The sequence below is a fragment of the Methylobacterium sp. E-005 genome, assembly GCF_022829725.1.
In the GTDB taxonomy this organism is placed as follows: domain Bacteria; phylum Pseudomonadota; class Alphaproteobacteria; order Rhizobiales; family Beijerinckiaceae; genus Methylobacterium.
Window position 1 is genome coordinate 1 of the sequence record NZ_JAKSYG010000027.1, and the last position, 21,426, is coordinate 21,426.

Genomic DNA, 21,426 nt, shown 5'->3' on the forward strand with positions numbered 1-21,426 from the left:
TCGGCTACCAGCCACCCGCGCCGGAGGTCGTCCTCTGGCCAACCGAACCGAGCGGATCAGTGCCGTCCGCGCGCCCTGCCATCGTCAGCCGACCGACGATGCACTAACTTCGAACTCGGGCCACCGAATGGGGGCAGGCCATACACACCATCGAGTTCCAGGGTAGCCAGTGGCTCTTCAACGCGAAGCTGGCATTCTGGCCGCTGCCTATGGGAGCAACTGGAGCCAGAAGCCGTGTGAAGGCTCAGGTACATCCATACAAGGGACAGGCCGACATAACGCTGAACCCAACGCGCCTTTTTGCCCACATGGCCCCCGAGGTTGTGGCCGGAGCCGTACCTGCCCTGAACGAATGGGATTTGCGATCATGGTCTGATCGCGCCGACGCGCTGCGAGGCTGCACCCTCGACGGGTCGGACAACGTCATCCCCGAAGACCTGATCGGCGCGGCGATCCGTCTAGATTGGCCGAGGTTCTGCCAAGCCTACGCCCAGCGTGTCGTCGACTGCATCTGCAGCGCCATCGGCACAGTTTACGATGTCGGCGCCGAGCGGGAGGATGGTCCAGACAAGTTCGAACACCTGTTGGACATGCCAACGCCCGAGCGATGGAGCCTCCGGCAGACCGAGTTCTACCACGAATACGCGACCGACGACGCCGTGGAGGCGGTCCGACGCGTCGAACCCTATGCGTTGAGCCTGAGCCGTGAGGTCGGGGTCCGCCGGTACCAGAAGCACGTTCTTGCCGAAACGGCCCGTCAGGACAACGCACGATCCTTGTCAATGAGTTTGGGCCGGAAGGGGGCCTACCTGGTACTATACGCAAAGACGCTCGACCGCGTGCGCGCGGAGGTCCGCTACCAGATGACGCCCGCGACCATCGCTGGCCTGCGTTCGACCGAATACGAAAAACGCCCGAACGGAATGGCGGAACTCCTACAGGACACCTCCTTGGAAGCCGCTCGGCGCATGGCGCGGTGGTTGGGTGAGTTTCATGCAAGCCTGCCGAAAGGGCGGCCGACCCGAGCTCAGCTTGTCGTATTCGTCAGCACCTTGTCGGCCATTTGTGGAACTGGCCCTCTCCTGACGCAGGTGCTGAACCTTCTGCTGGCCCATGGGGGGATCATACGCACAGGGCACGTCGACATAGATCCGTTGGTTCCGCAGATGGTCCGGCGGCGACTGATCGTTCCGGTCCGATCGGCGAGAACGCGGAACGTTCTCCACTATCGCCTTAGTCCCCACAACGCGGCCGTTGTGCGACTGATCCGAGCCCTAGATGAAGCCCAACCTGCGATGACAGCAGAGCGCTTTCCGGCCTGAAGGGCGATCGACGTTGGTACATCCTGCCACACGCTGATTGGTGAATGGGTGTAGTTGCCAGCGGCGCTCTGCAGCGGTGCATCCGCCCAAAATTGAATGTTCAATGCGAAAAACCTTTCCGCGGCTTTCCGCTACATAGTATGGCGGAAAGGCTAATGGCCAGGTGACAAGCCTTTTTGCGCCGGAAGTAGTCGGCCGTCCGTCTGAGCCAGCCAGTCGCTTGACCCAGTGCAACCGGTTTCACTGCGCACGCGGTCATCCGATAGCTGACGAGTGACTGCATGGGGTGGATATCTGCCAGTCCGCTTCCGCTCAAACATGCAGCGGAAGCGGACAGCCGAGGGTTCGTGTGTCAAAAGGCGTTGGAACGGGGTTCTTCCGCACTTTCGGTGCTGAAGGTTTGGCATCCGATCAAGCTTTGCCGATCCCAGCTCATGCAGCATGCAAGACGCGTTGGCGCAGGAGATCGAAACCGGCGCGACCGTACATGCTCCGCTTGATCAGCTTGAGGCGGTTGACCTGCCCCTCGACGGGGCCGTTGCTCCAGGGCTCGACGATCGCGGCGCGCACGGCTGGCTCGTCCTGCCGGAGCCCGGTGACGAAGCCGACGAGATCGGTCGCGGCTGCAGCTTCCAGCCAGGGCGTCAGTCCGGTGGGATCGTTCTGACGCAGGAGGTCGGCGAAGGCGCGTATATCCTCGGCGGCCTGCTTCAGCTTCGGCGCGGCGCTGCAGAGCGCTTCGGTGAAGGCGCGATCCTCCCGAGACAGCGCGGTCGGGTCGGCGGTGAGCCAACGGGTGATGCGGCGCGTCGAGGGGACCCGGACGGACGGTGATCGCGCGGGCGCATCCTGCCTCCGTCGTGAGGCCCAGCGCCGGACGATGTCGTAGCTGCCGATGAAGCCCTGCGCGTGCAACTCGCGGTGGAGGACGGTGGCGCTGTGCTGGCCCTCCCGCCAGCGTGCCTCGACGAAGGGGAGATGGCGATCGAGCAGGCTCGAACCCGGTGCACGGCGGTAGGGCATGAACCGGCCCGCCCGCACCCAGCGGCGCACGGCGTTGCGAGATGCGCCGAGACGGCGAGCGATCTCCTTGGTCGGCAGACCTTCGCCGTGAAGGCACAGGGCCGCCTCGCAGCGGTCGCGTCGCCGGCTGCTCACGTTCGTTGGCACTGTCTTCGCCAGATCGGGGGAGCCGGCGGGGTCGTGCACGGCACGGTGCGCCACGTCTCGGATCTCGAACTGGTGCCGCTCGACGATGCCGCACAGGGCCTCGGAAGCGTTGACGAGCAGGTGCCAGCGATCCGCGACCTGCGTCGCCGTCGGTGCTCCCGTGCGAGCGGCCTCGGCGTAGGGTCCCGAACGGTCACGGCTGACGACGGTCACGCTCGGATGGGCGGTGAGCCAGTCCCGCACCGGTGCCGACGAGCGGCCGGGCAACAGATCGATGACGCGCCGCCGCTCCAGGTCGGACACGATGGTGCCGTAGGACCGGCCGCGCCGCCACGCCCAATCGTCGATGCCGATGACCCGCGGCGGCGGAGACGGTCCGGTCCCGCGACGACGGATCAGGCGCAGGACGGTGTCGCCGCTGACAGGCATGGCCAGCCGCCGCGACAACCTTGCGCCGGCCTCACCACCCAGCACCATGCCGATGTCGGTCTGCGCCGCGGCCAACCGGTCGCTGCGGCGCGCCTTGCGCGCACCCAGCCCCGGCAGGCGTTCGGCGAAGATCCGCCCCGGGCAATGGCCGCAGCGGAAGCGGCGCACCTGCACCCGCCACGTCACCGACCGGTCCTGCCAGGGCAGGTCGTCGAACGTCCGCCAATACCTGCTGTGCACCCGCACTGACGCCCGCCCGCAGACCCGACAGCAGGCTTGGGCTGCCGTGGTTCGGGCGGTGATCAGCAACCCGGACGTGTCCAGCGTCAGATCATCGACGTGCAGGCCGTCCGGGACCGACGGCAACGACGGGTTCGAGATCGGCATCGCACTGCCCTCGGGCCAACATGCGAATCAACGTCCAAACCACCGCTCAGCACCAAAAGTGCGGAAGAACCCTTATTCCACGCCTAATCACAGCGGATGAGCTTATCCTCAAAAATCGAGCCCAACTATGTTAGGTTTTATCTCAATTCAGATGCTGGACGACGCGATCTTACCAAAAATACGAAGTGGGCTGTCAATCAGGCGAGTATAAACCAGAGGGATGTACTTGATGCAGAAATTCCGTGCCCTCCTCTCTCTGAGCAACGTGCGACGCTTCGCATGATCTTGAATTCACTTGAATGGATCGAACGTCTCGCGTCTGAGGCAACCAGCGCCAGCAAGCTGATCGACCGTCTCGATCAGGCCATCCTCTCGAAGACGTTCCGCGGCGAGCTTGTACCGCAGGATCCGAATGATGAACCGGCGAGCGTGCTGCTGGAGCGGATCAAAGCCAAGAGAGTAGGATCTCCGCAACATCGAAGAGGCCGTGGGCGCCCACGCCTCTCAACGGTGGCCTGACAGCGGTAGAGACTTTTCCATGAGAAGAATACCCAGTTCGCATGTAAGAGGGTGATATCGAAGTCATTCATGGTGACGGTGTACCCGTGGTCGTGATGAGTCCGCTGCTGGAGGCCGCCGTAGCTGAACGCTGCCCGAGTTACCCGATGTTTCTGCGCAAGCCGTTCAAAATTTTCTATGTCATCGATATTATTGCAGATTTGCTCGATACTAGAGATGAACACGAAAAATCAATCAATGTTCAAAAACATTCGACGCGGTCTTTCTGCACGGACGCAATGTGAGGATATGCGACTGACACATATGTCAAACTGTCCGCTGGGGTATACCCGTACGGACATCGGGGAAGGCGTGCGGAACCGCGTCCGATAGGGTTGCGTTCGGCTTTCGGACATGCGTTTATGCGGACGGCAACTCAACGGACACGCATCCCTCATGCAGACAGTCCTTTACGCCCGGGTTTCGACCGCGGATCAGACCATCGCCCATCAACGCAAGCAGGCGGAGGCGGCAGGGTTCAGGATCGATGCGGTGGTGGCGGATGAGGGGGTGTCGGGGGTGTCCACTGTCCTGGCGGAGCGACCACAAGGCCGACGGCTCTTCGACATGCTGCGGGCCGGTGATGTCCTGGTGGTGCGGTGGGTGGACCGGCTCGGCCGCAACTATCAGGACGTGACAGAAACCATCCGCGAGTTCATGCGCCGCGGCGTCATCGTGCGGACCGTCATCAACGCCATGACCTTCGACGGGGCGACCAGTGACCCTGTGCGGATGGCGGTGCGGGACGCGCTGATCGGCTTCATGGCCGCGACCGCCCAGGCCCAGGCGGAGGCCACCAAGGAAGCCCAGCGCGCCGGTATCGACCACGCCAAGGGACGAGAGGACGCCTATCTCGGCCGGAAGCCGTCCTACAGCGCCGGGCAGCTCGCCGACGTGGTCGCCGGCCTCGATCGGGGCGACGCGGTCGCGGCCATCGCCAAGGCCACGGGGCTCAGCCGGCAGACCGTCTACCGTGTCCGCGACAACCGGGTGGAGGCGGAGGCCGCCCTTGCCCGATGGGCCGCCTGAGTGAAACCGGTTGCACTCACTCAGCAATGGTGTGGACTGCTTCGACTTCCGCCCCGGCACTCCCGAGGAGGCTTGGCAAGCCGCCTCCGATCTGCGGCCCGGCTCGTCCGACTGCGTGACGGGATCTGCCTGTGGGTGCAGTGATCGTCGCCGCGGCGTTAGGCAGCGGTTCGCTTGACACCCTGACAGCGATGAACCTTATTCGCCCGAGCAACCGCCGTGGGACAACGGACAGCCATGCCGCTCGCCCCGCTACCCAAATACGGGAGGCCACCAGTCACGGAGGTGGTCTGCGGCGTCTACTTCCAGTCCCTCGACGACCTGCAGGTCGCCCATGTCGGTGCCCTTTGGGAGCGTCTAAGACGGGACTTCCCCCGCACGGAGACGCTGCCGCCCCTGCCGCCCGCTATCGTCGCGAACGGGTTGGCGGACTTCCAGATCCAGTTCCAGTTCGGTCCGATTGAGGCGAGCCCTTTCCCGCGCGTCTGGTTCGTGTCCGCCGACGACGCCACCCTGGTGCAGCTGCAGCGCGACCGGCTCATCATCAACTGGCGGCGCCGTGCCGAGGACAGCCCGTATCCCAGCTACGACGCGATCGTCGCCAGGCTGCGCAACGTCCTCGGGCTACTGGTCGGCTTCCTCGAAGAGCAGTCCCTCAGGACGCCGGACCTCGTCGGCGTGGAGCTGGCCTACGTCAACGCCCTCCAGTTCGGCCGCGACCTCGACGGCCCGGCGGACATCGGATCGGTCGTCCCGTTCCTCGCTTGGCGCCCCCCGGCAGGCTCCCTCGACCGCCTGGCGCTGTCTGGGCTCAGCTGGAACGCACAGCTCGACCTCGCGGACGGCGAGGGGAACCTCCATATCGGGCTCAACACAACCCAGCGCCCCAGCGACGGGCAGGGGCTAGTCCGCCTGGATCTGCTCGCGCGCAAATTCTCGCCGGCACTGGAAACTCATGCTATATGGAACTGGTTCGACCTCGCGCACGCTTCCATCGTGACAACCTTCTCGGACATCACAAGCCGGGACGTGCAGAACAAGGTCTGGGAGAGGCACACATGAATTTCGCCCGAGCGAGCTTCGCGGACGCGATGCCCGTCATGTCCACGGGCACGCCGTTCGAACTGTATTCGGACCTCGATTTGACCGCCGACGGCGCGTCCGAGCGGCAGCGCCGCGCGCATCTCCTCGATGCGATCAGGCAATTGCCGGCCTACGCGGACGCCTTGGGATACCCGAAGGTGAAGCCGATGACCGTCCGCCTGGCACAGGACTTCGTCCTACGCCTCCCGCACAACCGTGCGCTGCCCAAGGTTGCCGTCGACGACGAGGGCGATATCCTGATGCGGTGGTCCGGCCTGACCGGCCGTTGCGCGTTGACCTTCGAGGGGTCCGTGCTGCACATGACGGTTAACCCCGGCGCCACCTCGCAGCACGTCGAGCCCACCATCTACAATGGCGGACATATCCCCCCCGGGCTCCTCCTCCACATCCCCACCCGCGGCTGACGACAAACCGCCGGTCCCTGTGCCGGCGGTGCGCACCATCGAAGACGCCGACACCGTTTCCCGGCACGTCTACGCGCCCCGCATGCTCGGGGCGGCCGACGAGTTCGTATGGCACGAGATCTTCCAGTTCCCCAGCGACCGCGGCATGGCCGAGAGCGTCGCCGTCCGCAACGTAGTGCCCGCAGACGCAGACGTGCATCGGCTAGGGTGCGAGAAGCAGGACAAGGATCGCGAGCGCGAGCGTGCGAAGGGACGGACTGGCCCGACCTACCGCGGATGCACCGACGCGCTCGCCGGAGGGATCCGTACGCAGTCATCGACCAGGGGACACGGCTTCTCCGTCACCCATGAGCCAGCCGAAGGCGACTGGCACGGCCACGTCACCGTCCTCCTCGCCGCGGGCTGCAGCAAGCTCAGCAAGTCGGACAAGGACGACGTCCGTGAGCTGATGGCGGGAGTATTTGGACCCCTAAAACCGCACGCCTGTCCGTAAAAGGCCACGCTTTGTTCATTGCCGCGCCATAGGCTACCCTCGGCTGGTAGGCTGGCGCCCAGGACCTGCCCCCGCGCTGGCGCGACGAGAGGCCATGACCCGACGCGATCTGCTCCTGTCCATTCTAGCTGCAGCCAACGGGCAACCGTACGAGCCGGTGCAGGTCCAGAAGGCGACGTTTCTCGTGCTTACGAACCTGCCCTGGCTGCTGGACGAGGGGCCGGCCTTCGCGTTCGAGCCTTACGATTACGGTCCCTTCGATAGGGCCGTCTACGCCGAAGCCGAGCAACTTGCGCGCGACGGCCTTGCCGTCGTCCGTCCATCTGCGTCCGGCCGCTGGAAGACCTATGCCGCCAGCGAGATGGGGGTCGCCCGCGGCCGCGAGGTCCTTAACGGCCTCGCCCCGCAGTTCGCCCGGTACATCGACGACATCGCGCGCTGGGTCCGCGCGCAGGAGTTCGGCAACCTCGTCCGCTCGATCTACGTGGCCTATCCAAGCATGAGGGCCAACAGCGTGTTCGTGGACCACGGCCATTGACAGTCATCGTGGGAGCACTGTGTTCCGATGGTATCGTCATCGGGGCCGACAGCATGTCGACGTCGGGGAACGGCCGGAACCCGCTGATCCAGGTCCGCTCCGACGACAAGATCCGGATCATAGACGACAAGGTCATTGTCGTGGGCACCGGCAGCATCGGCCTTGCGCAGCGGTTCGAGGCGATCGTCGAGCAATCCTGGCGGGGCGAGGTGTTCGAGCGCGGCTGCCATGAATGCGGTGCATCCATCGCCGCCCATGCGCGCCAGGAGTTCACCAGCAGCGGGGTCCACTTCTCGTCCAGCGCAGGGCTGGATTTTGGCGCCATGGTCGCCGCGCCGATCCACGACGCACCGGAACTCGTCGAGTTCAACACCTTCGACCTGCAGCCTGAACGGAAGACGCGCAGGCGGCACTGGGTGGCGATGGGAGCCGGACAGACCCTCGCCGACCCATTCCTCGCCTTCGTCAGCCGCGTGCTGTGGGACGGTCGGGAGCCGACGGTCGCAGCGGCCACTGTCGGCCTATGTTGGGCGATCGAGCACGCTATTCACTACGCCCCCGGTGGGGTAGGCCCGCCCGTGCGGCTAGCAGTCTTGCGGCGCGAGGCTGGCGAATGGCGGGCCACGCTGCTGGAGGATGACGCGTTGCAGGAACCGAGGCAGCACATCGCGGAGATCGAGAAGCGCATTGGCTTCTACGCTGCTGATGGCCTCGCAATCGCGCCGCCGCCCCCGCCGCCCGCCCCAGTGACCGGGACCCACCAACACGGCTAAGTTCCCTCAACGGCGGCCCTGGGGCTCGGCTTTCCGGACCTATCCAACCGATAGGCTAGCCCTGCGCCGCTCGTGCCGCCGCGAGAACCCGAGGGCCGGGCGTCAGAGATGGGTAAGATGAGAAAGATCTAGCCCGTCGTAGCGGATGCGCCTCATATGCTCCTGAAGCACCGGCGCCGTGATCCGGCCGCTTCCGTAGTGCTCCTCAAGACCACCACGGACCCATCCGCCCAACGCTGTTACTACATCTGGCGGAACGCTCGCCTCCCGCATCGCGTCCCGGAACGTGTGGCGGAACGAATGGAACGCGTTCCGATCGCGTTTCACGCCGGCTTCCGCGAGGAAGCGCGAGAACCATTTCGAGAAGGGGCTAAAGTAGCCGTCAGCCCCGCGCACGATGTCTGGGAATAGGCGCTCGGTGCCAGCTGTCCGCATCCGCTCGACGTGTTGGGCGAAGCCGATCCGCTCTAACACGGAATGAACGGGCACATAGCGCTCGCCTGCCTCGGTTTTGACGCGCTTCCGATCGGCCTCATCCACGTCGTCACCGTCCGCCGCGATGAAGATGCACAGGATGCCCTGGAACAGGCGAACATCCTCCGTCCGGAGCTGCGCGATCTCGCCCTGCCTCATTCCGGTGTAGAGCCCAACCAAGGGGATCCAAAAGCGCCCCCTACGCGGCCTGTTCGGTCCCAGCTTCGCGTAGCCGTTCTGATCGTCCAGACAGCCGGTGAAGAGGGGTGCCTGAAAGATCTTCGTCAGCTCAGCGGCCGTGAACGGATCCCGCCGATGGCGCTTCTTCACCCCCTTGATTGCAAGGCCCTTGCCAGGGTTCTGAACGATCCAGCCCTCGTGATGCGCGTAATTCATCAGCGCCGATAGGCCATGCACGTAGTGGTTGACGGTTGTGGTGTGCAGCCGGTCTGAGATTGGCTGCTTCAGCCTCGCAACCTCCACCAGCGTCCTTCCTGGGAAGCGTTTGGCAGCGTTCGGCGGCAACGCCTGGACAGTCGCTCGAAACGTCTTGCAGTCCTCACGGCCGATCTCGCGGATGGGCCGATCGGTGCCGAACAGCTCCCCCGCGAGGCGGAAGACCACGTCGTACGTCTGCTGTGACTTGGCGATGAGGGTAGCCCGCTGCGGCTCGGCACGGAAGGCGGCGATAGCCTCTGCAAGCGTCTTCCCGCCGGGTTCGGCCCGAGGCTGGAACACCGGATCGAATGACCTATCCTGATAGTCGCCCGTCAGGCGTGCCCTGCTGCGATGGATGTCCTCGATCTGCCCGCGGCGCAGCAGCGCCAGCAACTGCCGGAACTGGTCCGACGCTGCATCGTCATGGGCCACCACGAACCGCATCGGCGATCCAGCGGTGCGGATCGGATCGAGCTTGCGGCGCACGAGGCGAACATCGTTCGCTTTGAGCAGACGAACCGCGGTCTGATACGCGGCGTCAAGGCCGAGGTCGTTCGGATCGTAGAGTGCGCCTTCGTCTTGGTCTAAAGCGATGAGGGCTTCATCGCGGTCAATCGGCACCGCTACCGCGTGCCGGCGTTCACGCTTCACGGTGAGGGTATCGAACCAATCGGCCACCATCTTGTGAATGGCGGCCTCGCTTAACGAGGTCAGGGCTACGCTGCCGACCGTATCCTGGCCATCCTTCGTGGCCCGATCCCGCATGGTGCGGCACTGCTTGTCGAAGGCGTCCGCCTCGTCGCGTACTCGCCGTTTGGCCTCCGCAAGTTCGGAAGTGCGCAGCGACTTCCAAACTTGCTCGCGCCCGAAGGCAGCTACAAGGTCACGTGGCACCTTGACCTTGAAGTACCAGTTTGCGCTGCCCTTGCGCTGCGCGAGGTAGGTGTGGCGGCTCACGTCGCTCATGCTCCCGGATAGCACCGCGGGGTAGCAGTCGACTAGTCGTAAGCCGTTTATTTCGGTTAGCTTCCAAGTGGATCAACCACTTAGCGAAGCGTTGGCGGAGGGAGCGGGATTCGAACCCGCGATACCGTTTCCGGTATACACACTTTCCAGGCGTGCGCCTTCAACCACTCGGCCACCCCTCCGGCCGCGGACCGGGCGCCCGGGCACGCGAGCGGGCCCCGGGCGCAGCCAGGGCCGCGCGGTGCCGTGCTGTTAGCCGGGTGCGCCGCCGGGCGCAAGGCACAAGCGTATCATCCCGAAAGGGGGTTCCGGCTTTCGGACAACGATGATGCCAGACCCGGAAGCGAGCGCATCACCCCAGGTCCAGTGACCGGGGCAATAATGCGCGTGCCGGGCGGCCCGAAAACCGCCCGGCCCCCAGCGCCTCAGCCCTCCGCGTCGAGGTGGAAGCGCACGGTCTCGACATTCGCCCGCTCGAAGGCCTGCATCACGTGCTGGTACGAGCGCTCCATGGCGTTGTCGCCATCGCCGGGGCTGTCCTCGGGCTTCAGCACGAACATCAGCAGCGAGCGCCCGGTGACATCGTAGCCGGCGCCGAACGGGAAGCTCTCCACGTCCTGGCTGTCGGGCAGGTTGGTGTCGAGGAGCCGCGTCCAGGCCACGCCGCCGACCGATTCCGGCAGCGTGAAGGTCACGAGGTCGTGGTAGGCGTTGAACAGGATCAGCAGCGTGGCGTCCCCGCCGCGGCGGTGCAGCCCCGTCGCCTGGGCACGTCCGTCGAGCTGAACCGCGAAGGCGCGGGCACCGCCGTCGGTCCAGTTCTCGGGCGTCATCTCGCTCCCGTCCGGGCGCAGCCACGCCACGTCCTTGACCCCGAATTCCTCGTCGTACTGGCCGGTGAGGAAGCGCCCGCGGTTCAGGATCGGCAGGGCGTTGCGCAAAATGATCAGGCGCTGGGTGAACTCGGCCAGATCCCGCTCCTCGTCGCCGATCGCCTCCCAGTCGAGCCAGGAGACCTCGTTGTCCTGGCAATAGGCGTTGTTATTGCCGTTCTGGGTGCGGGCGAACTCGTCGCCCGCGAGCAGCATCGGCGTACCGCGGGACAGGAACAGCGTCGCCAGCATGTTGCGCATCTGGCGCAGGCGCGTGGCCCGGATCTCCGGATCGTCGGTCGGGCCCTCGACCCCGTAATTGTACGAGAGGTTGTGCGAGTGGCCGTCGCGGTTGCCCTCGCCGTTCGCCTCGTTGTGCTTGTCGTTGTACGAGACCGTGTCGTGCAGGGTGAAGCCGTCATGGGCGGTGAGGAAGTTCACCGAGGCCCAGGGCTTGCGGCCGCGCTTGTTGAACTTGTCGGCGGAGCCGGCGATGCGCGCCGCCATGTCGGGCAACAGGCCGCCATCGCCCTTCCAGTAGGCGCGGACATCGTCCCGGAACCGGTCGTTCCACTCGGCCCAGCCCGGCGGGAAGCCGCCGACCTGATAGCCGCCGGGTCCGCAATCCCAAGGCTCGGCGATGAGCTTGACGTTGTTGAGCACCGGATCCTGCCGGCAGGTGTCGAGGAAGCCGCCGCCCTCGTCGAAGCCGTAGGGCTCACGGCCCAGGATCGTGGCGAGGTCGAAGCGGAACCCGTCCACCTGCATCTCCTGCGCCCAGTAGCGGAGGGAGTCGGTGACGAGCTGCAGCACCCGCGGATGCGACAGGTTGAAGGTGTTCCCGGTGCCGGTATCGTTGATGTAGTAGCGCGGCTCGTTCGGCAGCAGCCGGTAGTAGGAGGCGTTGTCGACGCCCTTGAACGACAGGGTCGGGCCCTTCTCGTTGCCCTCGGCGGTGTGGTTGTAGACCACATCGAGGATCACCTCGAGCCCGGCGCCGTGGAAGCGCGAGACCATCTCCTTGAACTCGGAGAAGGCGAAGTCCGGCACCGCGGCGTAACGCCGGGCGGGGGTGAAGAACGAGATCGTGTTGTAGCCCCAGTAGTTCACCAGGTCCTTCTGCTCGAGGTAGTCGTCCTGCACGAAGGCGTGGACCGGCAGAAGCTCCACCGAGGTGACGCCGAGGCTCTTGATGTAGTCGAGCACGTCCCGGGTCCCGAGGCCGGCATAGGTGCCGCGCAGTTTTTCCGGCACCCGCGGGTCGAGCTTGGTCATGCCCTTGACGTGGGTCTCGTAGAAGATGGTCTTCTCCCACGGGACATGCGGCTTCTGGTGCCGCCCCCAGGTGAAGGCCGGGTCGATCACCCGGGAGCGGCGGGTGTAGGGCGCGCTGTCGCGCTCGTCGAAGGTCAGGTCGTCGCCGGATTCCATCTGGTAGCCGAACAGGGCCGGGTTCCAGGTGATCGAGCCGACGAGCCCCTTGGCGTAGGGGTCGATCAGCAGCTTGTTGTGGTTGAACCGGTGGCCGGCCTTCGGCTCGTAGGGGCCGTGGACCCGGTAGCCGTAGATCGTGCCGGGGCGGGCGTCGGGCAGGTAGCCGTGCCAGATCTCGTCGGTATACTCGGGCAATTCGATCCGCTCGATCTCCCGCTCGCCCTGGTCGTCGAACAGGCAGAGCTCGACCTTGGTGGCGTTGGCCGAGAACAGTGCGAAATTGACCCCGAGCCCGTCCCAATTGGCACCGAGCGGATAGGGTTTGCCCTCTTCGATGCGCGAGCGGGACTGCGACGAGGGACGTCGGGAATCGGACATGGACACTCCGGGACTCCGCCCGCGCGGCCGGCGCCGCGGGGGGATATACCGGGTGAACGTGCCGGCCACGGCGAAGCTCCCCGGGGGTGGTAAAATTTGCTCAGGCTGTGGACGGGGTTGAGATCCCCGCTCAGGCCGCCCGGAATCGGCGCAGCAGCATGTCGCGGACATGCACCGTGCGGGCCCCGCGCAGGCTCGCCCGGGTCCAGGCGAGGTACAGCGTGTTGATCGGCCCCGCCCGGTCGGTGGGCAGCTCGGTCAGCCGCCCCGCCGCCAGCGCCTCCGCGCAGAGATAGTCCGGTAGCACCGTCCAGCCCATGCCGGCCTCGGCCATGCCGAGGAGGAGGCGCAGGTCCGGTGCCGTCGCCACGGGCCGCAGGGTGGCGGGCGCGTCGAAGACCGTCGCGAAGAACGTGTCGATCAGCGCCAGCTCCGCGTCGTAGGCGAGGCAGGGCAGCTCCCGCAGGAGCCCGGCCGAGACCGTGCGGCCCTTCGCGCGCGCCGCCAGCTCCGGGGCTGCCACGAGGGCGAGCCGCTCGCGGTCGAGCTCGGCGAAGCCCAGGCTTCGGCTGTCCGGCTTCGAGGCGGTGACGGCGAGGTCGGCCTGTCCCTGGTCCAGGGCGGCGTAGATCCGCGCGCGATTCCCGGTCTGGATGCGCAGGTGCAGGCCCTCGGCCACCAGCGGCGCCAGGGCCGGGCCGACCCGGGCCGAGAGATACTCAACCGGGCCGACGAGGTGCAGCGTCCCGGCGAGTTCGGTCGAGCGGGCGCGGGACGCGGCCATCACGGCGTCGAGGCCGTCGAGGCGCTCGGCGACCTGCCGGGCGAGGTCGTCGGCGGCCGGGGTCGGCGTGAGGCCCCGGGCACCGCGCAGGAACAGCGGCTTGCCCAGCATCGCCTCCAGGGCGGCCAGATGCGCCGAGGCCGCGGGCTGGGTGATGCCGAGGCGGGCAGCCGCCCGGGTCAGCGAGCCGGCCCGGTAGGCTTCCAGGAAGGTCCGCAGATAGACGAGGTGGCTCACCGGTCCGTCCAGCCATCGGAATTTTGATGGCTGATAGCGCAAGCGATGATTTCTGTCGCGGGCTCGGACTCGGCAGGCTCGACGGGCAAGACGGAGCTTGTCCATGGCAACGTTCGACATTCTGATGATCACGACCTCCGCGACCACGCTGGGCGCCGCCGGGCGGCCGACCGGGCTCTGGCTGGAGGAGCTGGCGGTTCCCTATTACGCCTTCACGGAGGCCGGCGCCGCGATCCGTATCGCCTCGATCGCCGGCGGCCCGGTCCCGGTCGATCCGCATTCGGTCAAACCGCGGGGCGAGAACCCGGCCCTGGTCGAGCGCTTCCTCGGAGACGCGGCGGCCCAGGCGGCCATGGCGGCGACCGAACCGGTCGCGGACGCCGCCCCCGCCGACGCGGTGTTCCTGCCCGGCGGCCACGGCACGATGGTCGATCTGCCGGAGAGCGCGGCCCTGGCGGCCCTCCTCGGCCGGGCCTGGGTGGCTGGCGCGATCGTGGCGGCCGTCTGCCACGGGCCGGCCGGGCTGGTGAACGCCTGGGACGCGGAGGGGGTACCGCTGGTGCGGGGGCGCCGGGTCACCGCCTTCTCGGACAGCGAGGAGCGCGCGGTGGGCCTCGACGCCGCGGTGCCGTTCCTGCTGGAGACCCGGCTGCGCGCGCTCGGCGCCCACTACGCGAGCGGACCGGATTTCGAGCCCTTCGCCATCGCGGATGGCCGGCTGGTGACCGGCCAGAACCCGGCCTCCTCGGCGCCGGCCGCCCGGCTGGTGCTGGACGCCCTGGTGACCCGCTGAGCGATGGAGGTCCGGACCATGACGGCCACCAAGGCGCGGGCGATCCCGCCCGCCATCTACGTCTTCGCGCTGTCGGCCTTTGCGCTTGGCTTCACCGAATTCGTGACGATCGGGCTCGTCTCGGCCATCGCGACCGATCTGCGGGTCGACGTCGGCCGGGTCGGGGCCGCGGTGGCGGCCTACGCCCTCGGCGCGACGATCGGCGCCCCGATCCTCACGGCCCTCGCGGCAGGCTGGACCCGCAAGCGGCTCCTGATCGTGGCGATGCTGGTCTTCACCCTCGGCAACGCCCTGGTCGGGCTCTCGACCGACCTGCCGACGCTGCTCGCCGCCCGGTTCGGCTCGGGGCTCGGCCACGGGGTTTTTCTGGCGGTCGCGTCCGGCACGGCGACGCGCCTCGTGGCCCCGGACCGCGCCGGCGCGGCGGTCGCGGTGGTGTTCGGCGGGCTGACGCTGGCGCTGGCCTTCGGCGCGCCGCTCGGCACCTGGGCGGGCGGGATTTTCGACTGGCGGACGATCTTCTGGGCGGCGGCCGCCTGCGGCGCGGTGGGGGCTGCCGGCCTCGCGGTCTTCCTGCCCGCCGCTCAGGACGGCGGTGCGGCCTCCGACGCCCTGCACAACCTCGCGGCCCTGCTCGACCGAAGGCTGCTCGGCGCGGCCTTGATCACGGTGCTGGCCTATACCGGCTCGTTCTGCCTGTTCGCCTACATCGCGCCATTGCTGATCCGGGTGACCGGGCTGGATCCGGCCCGGGTCGGGCCGATGATGCTCGCCTACGGCGTCGCCGCGGCGATCGGCAACCTCGCGGGCGGCCGGATGACCGACCGGCTCGGGCCGGACCGGGCCGTGGCGATCATCCTGGCCGGGCTCGCCCTGGTGCTCGCCGCGATGGCGTTCGCGGCGCGGTCGGCCCCCGGGATGGTGGTGCTGGTGGCGGGGCTCGGCGCCCTCACCTACGCGGCGGTGCCGGCCCTGCAGGCGCGCGTGATCGGCATCGCCGGGCGCCACGTACCCCGGGCCCTGGCGGCCGCGGCCGGGCTCAACATCGCGGGGTTCAACGGGGGGATCGCCTTCGGCTCACTGCTCGGCACCGGCGTGACCGACGCCTTCGGCCTGACCGCCACGGCGCTCGCCGGATGCGGTGCGGCCCTGCTCGGGTTGGTGTGTCTCAGTCGGATGTAGGGGCGGTGTGGCACCCGCCTGCCGGGCGGTGGATGGGTCAGGCGGCCTTGAGAGCTTCCGCTGCAATCGTCGCGGTGCCGGCCACCGGGCGCGCGCACTCCACCTCATAGGCCTCGCCACCGGCATAGATCTCCACGATGGTCCCGTGTGAGCCAGCAGGCACAGAAAGGCCATCGTCCGTCACCGTATCGCGCAGGGTCACCACCACGCTCAACTCGGGGAAAAGCGGCGTGGCCTCGGGCGCTCTGCGCAGGGTGTGCATCGTCTCGAAGGACATGCGCCAAAATTGGCGTACAGCCGCGATGGACGCAAGCCGTCCGTCCCTGGCGGGCGTAGGGTCTGTCCCGGTCCAGAGGGATCCGGCGACCTTGCTGTGCGGTGATGGGAAGGCCTCAGCCGCCTCGCGAAAACACACCCGCCAGATAGGCCCTCACGAAACCCGGCATCCGGGCCGGATCGATCTCCGCGGCGCTGCGCACGCGGTGCATCCCGGCGAGTTCCAGCTCGGCCTCAGTTCGGAGATGGTCCGCAATGCGCGCCTCGATCCTTGCGGCCGGCTCCGGGAAGCGCACGGGGCGCAGGAAGGCGAGCTGGTTCTCGCCCTCCAGCATGATCCAGTCCGTCTCGGCCTCCGCGGGCAGCACGAGGCCGGTCTCCTCGGCGAGTTCCCGGGCGGCGCTGCCGGTGAGATCGACGCTGTCGCCGCGCACGTCGTCCGGGTCCGGGGTGCCGCAGGGGAAGTAGAGCTGGCCGGCATTGGCCGTGTGAGCGCCCATCTCGCCGAGCAGGACCGCGCCGTCCGCCGTCCAGGGGACGATCGCCGCGAAGGCGTTGCGGATCTGCTGGTCGGCGTGCCGGACGTGCCGGTAGTAGGTGAAGGTGGAATAGCGCGTCGCGAACAGGTCGAGCCGGGCGACGCCATCCTCGACGGTGTGGGCGCAGCACAGGAGGACGGTGCCGTCGAACATCCCCGGGCTGCGGGCGATCCGGTTTTGCCAATGGGCCGCGATGGCGGCTTCGTGCACCCGCGGGAACGCCCAGTCGTGATCAACGAGCCGCGCCGTCACGTCGGCCAGCCTCGTGCTGCGGAACCCCTCAGACATGCAGCCTGCCGTCCGAGACGATCACAGCCGCGCCGCCGATCTCCACACCCTGCAGGGCCCCCTGCGCCAGGGTGAGCTGGAGCGCGATCGCGCTCGGCCGGCCCATGGCCTGGCCCTGGCGGATCGCCACGTCGTGGGTGCCGTCGCCCAGCGCCTCGTATTGCATCAGCACCCCCGCGAAGGCGGAGGCGGCCGCGCCGGTGGCGGGATCCTCCGGGACGCCGAGATCCGGCGCGAACATCCGCACGCGCCAGCTCTGGCCCGTCCCCTCGGGATCGGGCGTGTAGAGATAGAGGCCGTCCCCCGGCTCCGGCGCCTGGGCCGGCCGGGCGGCGTCGAGGGCCGCCACGGAGGCGATCGGCACGCAGGTGAAGCGGGGGCCGACCCCGTGGCGGCTTGGCGCGTGCCGGCCGGTGCCGATGTCGCCGGGTTGGAGGCCGAGCAACGGCGCCAGGATCTCGGGCTCGGGTCCGGGGCCGAGGTAGTCCGGAAGGACCGGCAGCCGGAACCGCGCCCGGCCGCCGCTGCCGTCGTCCAGGATTTCGACCACGCAGGGGACGATCCCGATCGCCTCTTCCAGGCCGAAGGCGCGGGCATCGCCCCGGGTGGGATCCTGCAGGGCCAGCAGCACCGCGGTGCCCACCGTCGGGTGGCCCGCGAAGGGCAGCTCCCGGCCGGGGGTGAAGATGCGCACCCGCGCCCGGTGCCGGGCCTCGGCGGGCGGCAGCACGAACACCGTCTCGGACAGGTTGAACTCCCGCGCGATGGCCTGCATCGCCGCCGTGTCGAGGCCCTCCGCATCGAGCACCACGGCGAGCGGATTGCCGGCGAGGCGGTGCTCGGTGAACACGTCGAGGGTGACGAAGCGGCGCGCCATCAGGTGGGAATCCTGTTCTCGCTCAGCCCTTGCGGCAGGATGGCCGCGACTCGGGCGCAAGACTGGTACACGGTGCGGCGCGCCCGATCGACTCGCCCGGCGGCCGGGCGGCGCGCGGACTCACTGTGCCGCGGGGGGAATCCATGGCTGAGAAGCAGCACCGCTACGCCGTCACGGTGACCTGGACGGGCAATACCGGCACCGGAACCCGCACCTATCGCGGCTATGAGCGCGCCCACACCGTGTCGGCGCCGGGCAAGCCGCCGATCCCGGGCTCGTCCGATCCGGCGTTCCGGGGCGATCCCGCGTGCTGGAACCCCGAGGAGTTGCTGGTGGCGTCGCTCTCGGCCTGTCACGAGCTCTGGTATCTCGGCCTCTGCGCGCAGGCCGGCATCGTGGTTACGGCCTACGAGGACGCCGCCGAGGGCACCATGGCCGAGGAGGCGGACGGAGCCGGCCAGTTCACCGCGGTCACGTTGCGGCCGCGGGTCACGATCGCGGCCGGGTCGGACGCGGCGCGGGCTATGGCGCTCCATCGCGAGGCCCACGCCTTCTGCTTCATCGCGCGGTCGGTGAATTTTCCGGTGATCGCCGAGCCGACGATCCTGTGCGAGGACAGCGGCACGGCCTGAGCGCTCAGACGGCCTCGACCGGAAACCGCTCGCCCGGATTCACGTATTCCTCCTGCGCCGCCACGGTCAGGATCTCCCGCGAGCCCGCTTCCGCGGTGCGCTTCAGGAGCCCGTAGACCGAGGCCGCCGCTGCCCCCAGCGCTGCCGCGGCCGAGCCGGTGCGGGCGTAGTGCACGAGGAACAGGGCCGCGATGCAGTCGCCCGCCCCGTTCACCTTGAGGGCGAGCCGCGGGGTACGGACCCGGAACAGCTGCCCCTCCGCCCCGGCGAGCATGTCGATGCTGTCGGCGGGCGTGTCGGCGCACAGCGCCGAGGTGACCAGCACCACCCGGGGACCGCGCGCCTGCAGCGCTGCGACCGCGGCCCCGGCCTCCGCCACGGTGCCGCTCGGCAGGCCGGTGAGCAGGCCCAGCTCGAACTGGTTCGGGGTGAGGATGTCGGCCCGCGGCACCGCCCGCTCGCGCAGGAACGCCTCGATCCCCGGCCGCACGTAGACGCCCTCCTCGACGTCGCCGATCACCGGATCGCAGCAATAGAGCGCCTGGGGATTCGCGGCCCGCACGGCGGCCACCGCCTCCAGGATCGCGGCGCCGATCTCGGCCGAGCCCATGTAGCCCGACAGCACCGCGTCGCAGGTGGGAAACACCCCGCGCTCGCCGATGCCCTGCACCACCTCGCGGATCATCGCGGCGTCGAAGACCGGGCCGCGCCACGCGCCGTAGCCGGTGTGGTTGGAGAACTGCACCGTGTGCACGGGCCAGACCTCGACCCCGAGCCGCTGCATCGGGAACACCGCCGAGGCGTTGCCGACATGGCCGTAGGCGACGTGGGACTGGATCGACAGGACGTTCAACGCGGGTGATTCCGGTTCGGCTGCGCCGGCCCGATGCTGTCGGCGATCCGGGGCGCGGGCGCAAGCGGCCGGTCAGGCAGCCTCGCCGCGGCAGCGGCCGAGGTCGATTGCCGATCATCCCTTGCCGCCCTTCCCCGCGCGCCTCAGATGGGACCGACCCTTCCCTCGCCCCCCGAGCCCCATGGACATCGAAGCCCTGCGCACCTCGGCCCTCGCCTTCGTGGAGGCGCACAAGGCCTGGACGCCGCTGATCGCGGGCGGTCTCGCCTTCTGCGAGTCGGTCGCGGTCCTGTCGCTGTTCGTGCCGGCCACCGTCATCCTGGTCGGGATCGGTGCCCTGGTGGGCGGCGCCGACATCCCGTTCTGGCCGGTGGTCCTCGGAGCCGCCTTCGGCGCCGCTCTGGGCGACTGGCTCTCCTACGAGGTCGGGCACTGGCTCGGACCGGGGGCGAAGACCAAGTGGCCGCTGCGGCGCTACCCCGAACTCACCGCCAAGGCCGAGGCCTTCATCGGCCGCTGGGGCATCGCCGCGGTGGCGTTGGGGCGGTTCTTCGGCCCGGCCCGGGCCCTCGTGCCGCTGCTTGCCGGCATCCTCGGCCTGTCGCGGCTGCCGTTCCAGGTGGCCAACGTCGCCTCGGCCCTGGTCTGGGCCTTCGTGCTCCTGGCGCCCGGGGCCGGGCTCCTGACCTGGCTCGACCGCTGATGCGCCGCTTCCCGCCGGAGCGGATCGTCTGCCTCACCGAGGAGACCGTCGAAACTCTGTACCTGCTGGGCGAGGAGGACCGGATCGTCGGCGTCTCGGGCTACGCGGTGCGCCCGGCCCGGGTCCGGAAGGAGAAGCCGCGGATCTCGGCCTTCACCAGTGCCGACATCCCGAAGATCCTGGCCCTGGCGCCGGACCTCGTCCTCGCCTTCTCGGACCTCCAGGCCGACATCGTCGCCGACCTCGCCCGCGCGGGCGTGGCGGTCCACCTGTTCAACCAGCGCGATCTGGCCGGATGCCTCGCCATGGTGCGGACGCTCGGGGCGCTCGTGGGCGTGCCCGAACGCGCCGAGACCCTGGCGGCGGGGTTCGAGACGCGGCTCGCGGAGGCGGCGCGCGCCGTGGCGGATCGGGCGCCGCTGCGGGTCTATTTCGAGGAATGGGACGCGCCGATGATCTCCGGCATCGGCTGGGTCTCGGACCTGATCGCCCGGGCCGGAGGCCAGGACGTCTTTCCGGAGTTGAGCCGCCAGCCGGCCGCCAAGGACCGAATCGTCACGCCCGAGCAGGTCATCGCGGCGGCGCCCGAGGTGATCCTCGCCTCCTGGTGCGGGAAGCGGGTCAACATCGACCGGATCCGGGCGCGGCCGGGTTTTGCCGCGATCCCGGCTGTGCGCGACGGGCGCATCCACGAGATCAAGTCGCCGCTGATCCTCCAACCCGGCCCGGCCGCGCTCACCGACGGATTCGACGCGATCCGGGCCTATCTCGGGTGATTGCCGCGGGGTGGTCCCGGGTCGCAGGTGACGGATGGCCTCCGGATCGGCAGGATGTGCCGATTCGGTACAGGTGCATCCCCCGCGATTGATGTCCGCTTCCCCCGGCCTCTCCGACACCGCCCCCGCGGTCGTCGACGCCCTCCTGCCACCCGACCGGCGGCAATCGCCCACGGCCCTGCGGATCCAGCGGGGCGTGCGCCGGCTCTTCTCCGAGATGGGCTGCGTCACCCTGCCGGAATTCTCCCTCGTGAACGGCCGCCGGGCCGACGTGATCGCGCTCTGCGGGGCGGGCAAGCTCACGATCGTGGAGATCAAGTCGAGCGTGGCCGATTTCCGCGCCGATCGGAAATGGCCGGATTACCGGGACTTCTGCGACCGGTTCTTCTTCGCGATCCCCGAGGACGTGCCGGAATCGCTGATCCCGGAGGAATGCGGCCTGATCGTCGCCGACGCCTACGGGGCCGGGATCCTGCGCGAGCCCCCGGAGCACCCCCTGAGCGGCGCCCGCCGCAAGGCCGTGACCCTGCGCTTCGCCCACAGCGCGGCGCGGATCCTCCACGCGCTGGCCGATCCGGGCGCGGTGCGGGAAGGCGCGCTGTAGAACGGGTTTTTAAAGGGCTTGAGCCCTTTGGCGGGTGATCAGGGCGGAGCCCCGATGCATCGCGCCGCGTGCGAGAGCAAGGCTTTGCCCTGCACCCACAAAAGGTCTTCGAC

23 protein-coding genes and 1 tRNA gene are annotated in these 21,426 nt (G+C 68.4%); 15 read left to right on the forward strand and 9 right to left on the reverse strand.

Annotation, left to right across the window (positions count from 1 at the left end; translation table 11 throughout):
• Positions 1-236 precede the first annotated feature (236 nt).
• Positions 237-1,322, forward strand: coding sequence for a hypothetical protein (locus MKK88_RS01840; protein WP_243996885.1), 1,086 nt, complete (start codon positions 237-239; stop codon positions 1,320-1,322).
• A gap of 432 nt (positions 1,323-1,754) precedes the next feature.
• On the opposite strand, the gene MKK88_RS01845 is transcribed toward MKK88_RS01840, so the two are convergent.
• Positions 1,755-3,287 (reverse strand): ISL3 family transposase, encoded by a 1,533-nt coding sequence (locus MKK88_RS01845; protein WP_243996944.1) that lies wholly within the window; start codon positions 3,285-3,287, stop codon positions 1,755-1,757.
• Between the two features lie 300 nt (positions 3,288-3,587).
• Here MKK88_RS01845 and MKK88_RS01850 point away from each other — a divergent pair, with 300 nt between their 5' ends.
• From MKK88_RS01850 to MKK88_RS01885, 8 genes are all read left to right on the forward strand, one after another.
• Positions 3,588-3,827, forward strand: coding sequence for a hypothetical protein (locus tag MKK88_RS01850; RefSeq protein WP_243996886.1), 240 nt, complete (start codon positions 3,588-3,590; stop codon positions 3,825-3,827).
• Positions 3,828-3,922: 95 nt separating this feature from the next.
• Positions 3,923-4,111 carry a hypothetical protein gene (locus tag MKK88_RS01855; protein WP_243996887.1) on the forward strand — a complete coding sequence of 63 codons (189 nt, stop codon included), beginning with the start codon at positions 3,923-3,925 and terminating at the stop codon, positions 4,109-4,111.
• A 151-nt stretch (positions 4,112-4,262) separates the two neighbouring features.
• Positions 4,263-4,895 (forward strand): recombinase family protein, encoded by a 633-nt coding sequence (locus tag MKK88_RS01860; protein WP_243996888.1) that lies wholly within the window; start codon positions 4,263-4,265, stop codon positions 4,893-4,895.
• Between the two features lie 237 nt (positions 4,896-5,132).
• Positions 5,133-5,957 carry a TIGR04255 family protein gene (locus tag MKK88_RS01865; protein WP_243996889.1) on the forward strand — a complete coding sequence of 275 codons (825 nt, stop codon included), beginning with the start codon at positions 5,133-5,135 and terminating at the stop codon, positions 5,955-5,957.
• Between the two features lie 38 nt (positions 5,958-5,995).
• Positions 5,996-6,403: a hypothetical protein gene (locus MKK88_RS01870; protein ID WP_243996890.1), complete on the forward strand. Its 408-nt coding sequence runs from the start codon at positions 5,996-5,998 to the stop codon at positions 6,401-6,403.
• A gap of 28 nt (positions 6,404-6,431) precedes the next feature.
• Complete coding sequence (locus MKK88_RS01875) at positions 6,432-6,896, forward strand: hypothetical protein (RefSeq protein ID WP_243996891.1); 465 nt, start codon at positions 6,432-6,434, stop codon at positions 6,894-6,896.
• A 94-nt stretch (positions 6,897-6,990) separates the two neighbouring features.
• Positions 6,991-7,434 (forward strand): hypothetical protein, encoded by a 444-nt coding sequence (locus MKK88_RS01880; protein ID WP_243996892.1) that lies wholly within the window; start codon positions 6,991-6,993, stop codon positions 7,432-7,434.
• Positions 7,431-8,207, forward strand: a complete 777-nt coding sequence (locus MKK88_RS01885) for a hypothetical protein (RefSeq protein ID WP_243996893.1) — start codon at positions 7,431-7,433, stop codon at positions 8,205-8,207. The genes MKK88_RS01880 and MKK88_RS01885 overlap by 4 nt, the downstream gene beginning before the upstream one ends.
• Positions 8,208-8,309: 102 nt before the next feature.
• Here the strand turns inward: MKK88_RS01885 and MKK88_RS34030 are convergent, their stop codons facing one another.
• The 4 genes from MKK88_RS34030 to MKK88_RS01905 form a co-directional block, all read right to left on the reverse strand.
• Positions 8,310-10,076, reverse strand: coding sequence for a site-specific integrase (locus MKK88_RS34030; protein WP_243996894.1), 1,767 nt, complete (start codon positions 10,074-10,076; stop codon positions 8,310-8,312).
• Between the two features lie 101 nt (positions 10,077-10,177).
• Positions 10,178-10,267 (reverse strand) — tRNA-Ser (locus MKK88_RS01895).
• 243 nt (positions 10,268-10,510) lie between these two features.
• The gene (glgX, locus tag MKK88_RS01900; protein WP_243996895.1) at positions 10,511-12,769 is read right to left on the reverse strand and encodes a glycogen debranching protein GlgX; all 2,259 of its coding nucleotides are present in this window, start codon (positions 12,767-12,769) and stop codon (positions 10,511-10,513) included.
• Between the two features lie 130 nt (positions 12,770-12,899).
• Positions 12,900-13,790: a LysR family transcriptional regulator gene (locus tag MKK88_RS01905; RefSeq protein WP_243996896.1), complete on the reverse strand. Its 891-nt coding sequence runs from the start codon at positions 13,788-13,790 to the stop codon at positions 12,900-12,902.
• A gap of 103 nt (positions 13,791-13,893) precedes the next feature.
• Here MKK88_RS01905 and MKK88_RS01910 point away from each other — a divergent pair, with 103 nt between their 5' ends.
• Together MKK88_RS01910 and MKK88_RS01915 are read left to right on the forward strand one after the other, a co-directional pair.
• Entirely contained in the window at positions 13,894-14,583 is a 690-nt protein-coding gene (locus tag MKK88_RS01910; protein WP_243996897.1) for a type 1 glutamine amidotransferase domain-containing protein, read from the forward strand.
• A gap of 18 nt (positions 14,584-14,601) precedes the next feature.
• Positions 14,602-15,765: an MFS transporter gene (locus tag MKK88_RS01915; protein ID WP_243996898.1), complete on the forward strand. Its 1,164-nt coding sequence runs from the start codon at positions 14,602-14,604 to the stop codon at positions 15,763-15,765.
• Between the two features lie 37 nt (positions 15,766-15,802).
• Here MKK88_RS01915 and MKK88_RS01920 read toward each other — a convergent pair whose 3' ends face one another.
• From MKK88_RS01920 to MKK88_RS01930, 3 genes are all read right to left on the reverse strand, one after another.
• On the reverse strand, positions 15,803-16,042 hold the full coding sequence (locus MKK88_RS01920) for a DUF4926 domain-containing protein (protein ID WP_243996899.1): 240 nt from the start codon (positions 16,040-16,042) through the stop codon (positions 15,803-15,805).
• 115 nt (positions 16,043-16,157) lie between these two features.
• Positions 16,158-16,868, reverse strand: coding sequence for an NUDIX hydrolase (locus tag MKK88_RS01925; RefSeq protein ID WP_243996900.1), 711 nt, complete (start codon positions 16,866-16,868; stop codon positions 16,158-16,160).
• Complete coding sequence (locus MKK88_RS01930; RefSeq protein WP_243996901.1) at positions 16,861-17,745, reverse strand: PhzF family phenazine biosynthesis protein; 885 nt, start codon at positions 17,743-17,745, stop codon at positions 16,861-16,863. The genes MKK88_RS01925 and MKK88_RS01930 overlap by 8 nt, the downstream gene beginning before the upstream one ends.
• Positions 17,746-17,888: 143 nt before the next feature.
• Here MKK88_RS01930 and MKK88_RS01935 point away from each other — a divergent pair, with 143 nt between their 5' ends.
• Entirely contained in the window at positions 17,889-18,377 is a 489-nt protein-coding gene (locus MKK88_RS01935) for an OsmC family protein (protein ID WP_243996902.1), read from the forward strand.
• A 4-nt stretch (positions 18,378-18,381) separates the two neighbouring features.
• On the opposite strand, the gene pdxY is transcribed toward MKK88_RS01935, so the two are convergent.
• A complete protein-coding gene (gene pdxY, locus MKK88_RS01940; protein WP_243996903.1) occupies positions 18,382-19,230 on the reverse strand; it encodes a pyridoxal kinase PdxY in 849 nt (282 codons plus the stop codon).
• A gap of 181 nt (positions 19,231-19,411) precedes the next feature.
• On the opposite strand from pdxY, the gene MKK88_RS01945 reads away from it, so the two are divergent.
• From MKK88_RS01945 to MKK88_RS01955, 3 genes are all read left to right on the forward strand, one after another.
• Positions 19,412-19,933: a DedA family protein gene (locus MKK88_RS01945; RefSeq protein ID WP_243996904.1), complete on the forward strand. Its 522-nt coding sequence runs from the start codon at positions 19,412-19,414 to the stop codon at positions 19,931-19,933.
• Positions 19,933-20,709, forward strand: coding sequence for a cobalamin-binding protein (locus MKK88_RS01950; protein ID WP_243996905.1), 777 nt, complete (start codon positions 19,933-19,935; stop codon positions 20,707-20,709). Before MKK88_RS01945 ends, MKK88_RS01950 begins: the two co-directional genes overlap by 1 nt.
• Positions 20,710-20,800: 91 nt before the next feature.
• Positions 20,801-21,313, forward strand: a complete 513-nt coding sequence (locus tag MKK88_RS01955; RefSeq protein ID WP_243996906.1) for an MmcB family DNA repair protein — start codon at positions 20,801-20,803, stop codon at positions 21,311-21,313.
• Positions 21,314-21,426: the final 113 nt, after the last annotated feature.

Excerpts from the sequence above, each read along its gene's own strand:
- MKK88_RS01910 (WP_243996897.1), top strand. The coding sequence starts at position 13,894 with ATGGCAACGTTCGACATTCTGATGATCACGACCTCCGCGACCACGCTG.
- MKK88_RS01860 (WP_243996888.1), top strand. The coding sequence starts at position 4,263 with ATGCAGACAGTCCTTTACGCCCGGGTTTCGACCGCGGATCAGACCATC.
- MKK88_RS01915 (WP_243996898.1), top strand. The coding sequence starts at position 14,602 with ATGACGGCCACCAAGGCGCGGGCGATCCCGCCCGCCATCTACGTCTTC.
- MKK88_RS01955 (WP_243996906.1), top strand. The coding sequence starts at position 20,801 with ATGTCCGCTTCCCCCGGCCTCTCCGACACCGCCCCCGCGGTCGTCGAC.
- MKK88_RS01855 (WP_243996887.1), top strand. The coding sequence starts at position 3,923 with ATGAGTCCGCTGCTGGAGGCCGCCGTAGCTGAACGCTGCCCGAGTTAC.
- MKK88_RS01925 (WP_243996900.1), bottom strand. The coding sequence starts at position 16,868 with ATGTCTGAGGGGTTCCGCAGCACGAGGCTGGCCGACGTGACGGCGCGG.
- MKK88_RS01920 (WP_243996899.1), bottom strand. The coding sequence starts at position 16,042 with ATGTCCTTCGAGACGATGCACACCCTGCGCAGAGCGCCCGAGGCCACG.
- MKK88_RS01850 (WP_243996886.1), top strand. The coding sequence starts at position 3,588 with ATGATCTTGAATTCACTTGAATGGATCGAACGTCTCGCGTCTGAGGCA.
- MKK88_RS01935 (WP_243996902.1), top strand. The coding sequence starts at position 17,889 with ATGGCTGAGAAGCAGCACCGCTACGCCGTCACGGTGACCTGGACGGGC.
- MKK88_RS01930 (WP_243996901.1), bottom strand. The coding sequence starts at position 17,745 with ATGGCGCGCCGCTTCGTCACCCTCGACGTGTTCACCGAGCACCGCCTC.
- MKK88_RS01880 (WP_243996892.1), top strand. The coding sequence starts at position 6,991 with ATGACCCGACGCGATCTGCTCCTGTCCATTCTAGCTGCAGCCAACGGG.
- MKK88_RS01945 (WP_243996904.1), top strand. The coding sequence starts at position 19,412 with ATGGACATCGAAGCCCTGCGCACCTCGGCCCTCGCCTTCGTGGAGGCG.
- MKK88_RS01870 (WP_243996890.1), top strand. The coding sequence starts at position 5,996 with ATGTCCACGGGCACGCCGTTCGAACTGTATTCGGACCTCGATTTGACC.
- MKK88_RS01950 (WP_243996905.1), top strand. The coding sequence starts at position 19,933 with ATGCGCCGCTTCCCGCCGGAGCGGATCGTCTGCCTCACCGAGGAGACC.
- glgX (WP_243996895.1), bottom strand. The coding sequence starts at position 12,769 with ATGTCCGATTCCCGACGTCCCTCGTCGCAGTCCCGCTCGCGCATCGAA.
- MKK88_RS01865 (WP_243996889.1), top strand. The coding sequence starts at position 5,133 with ATGCCGCTCGCCCCGCTACCCAAATACGGGAGGCCACCAGTCACGGAG.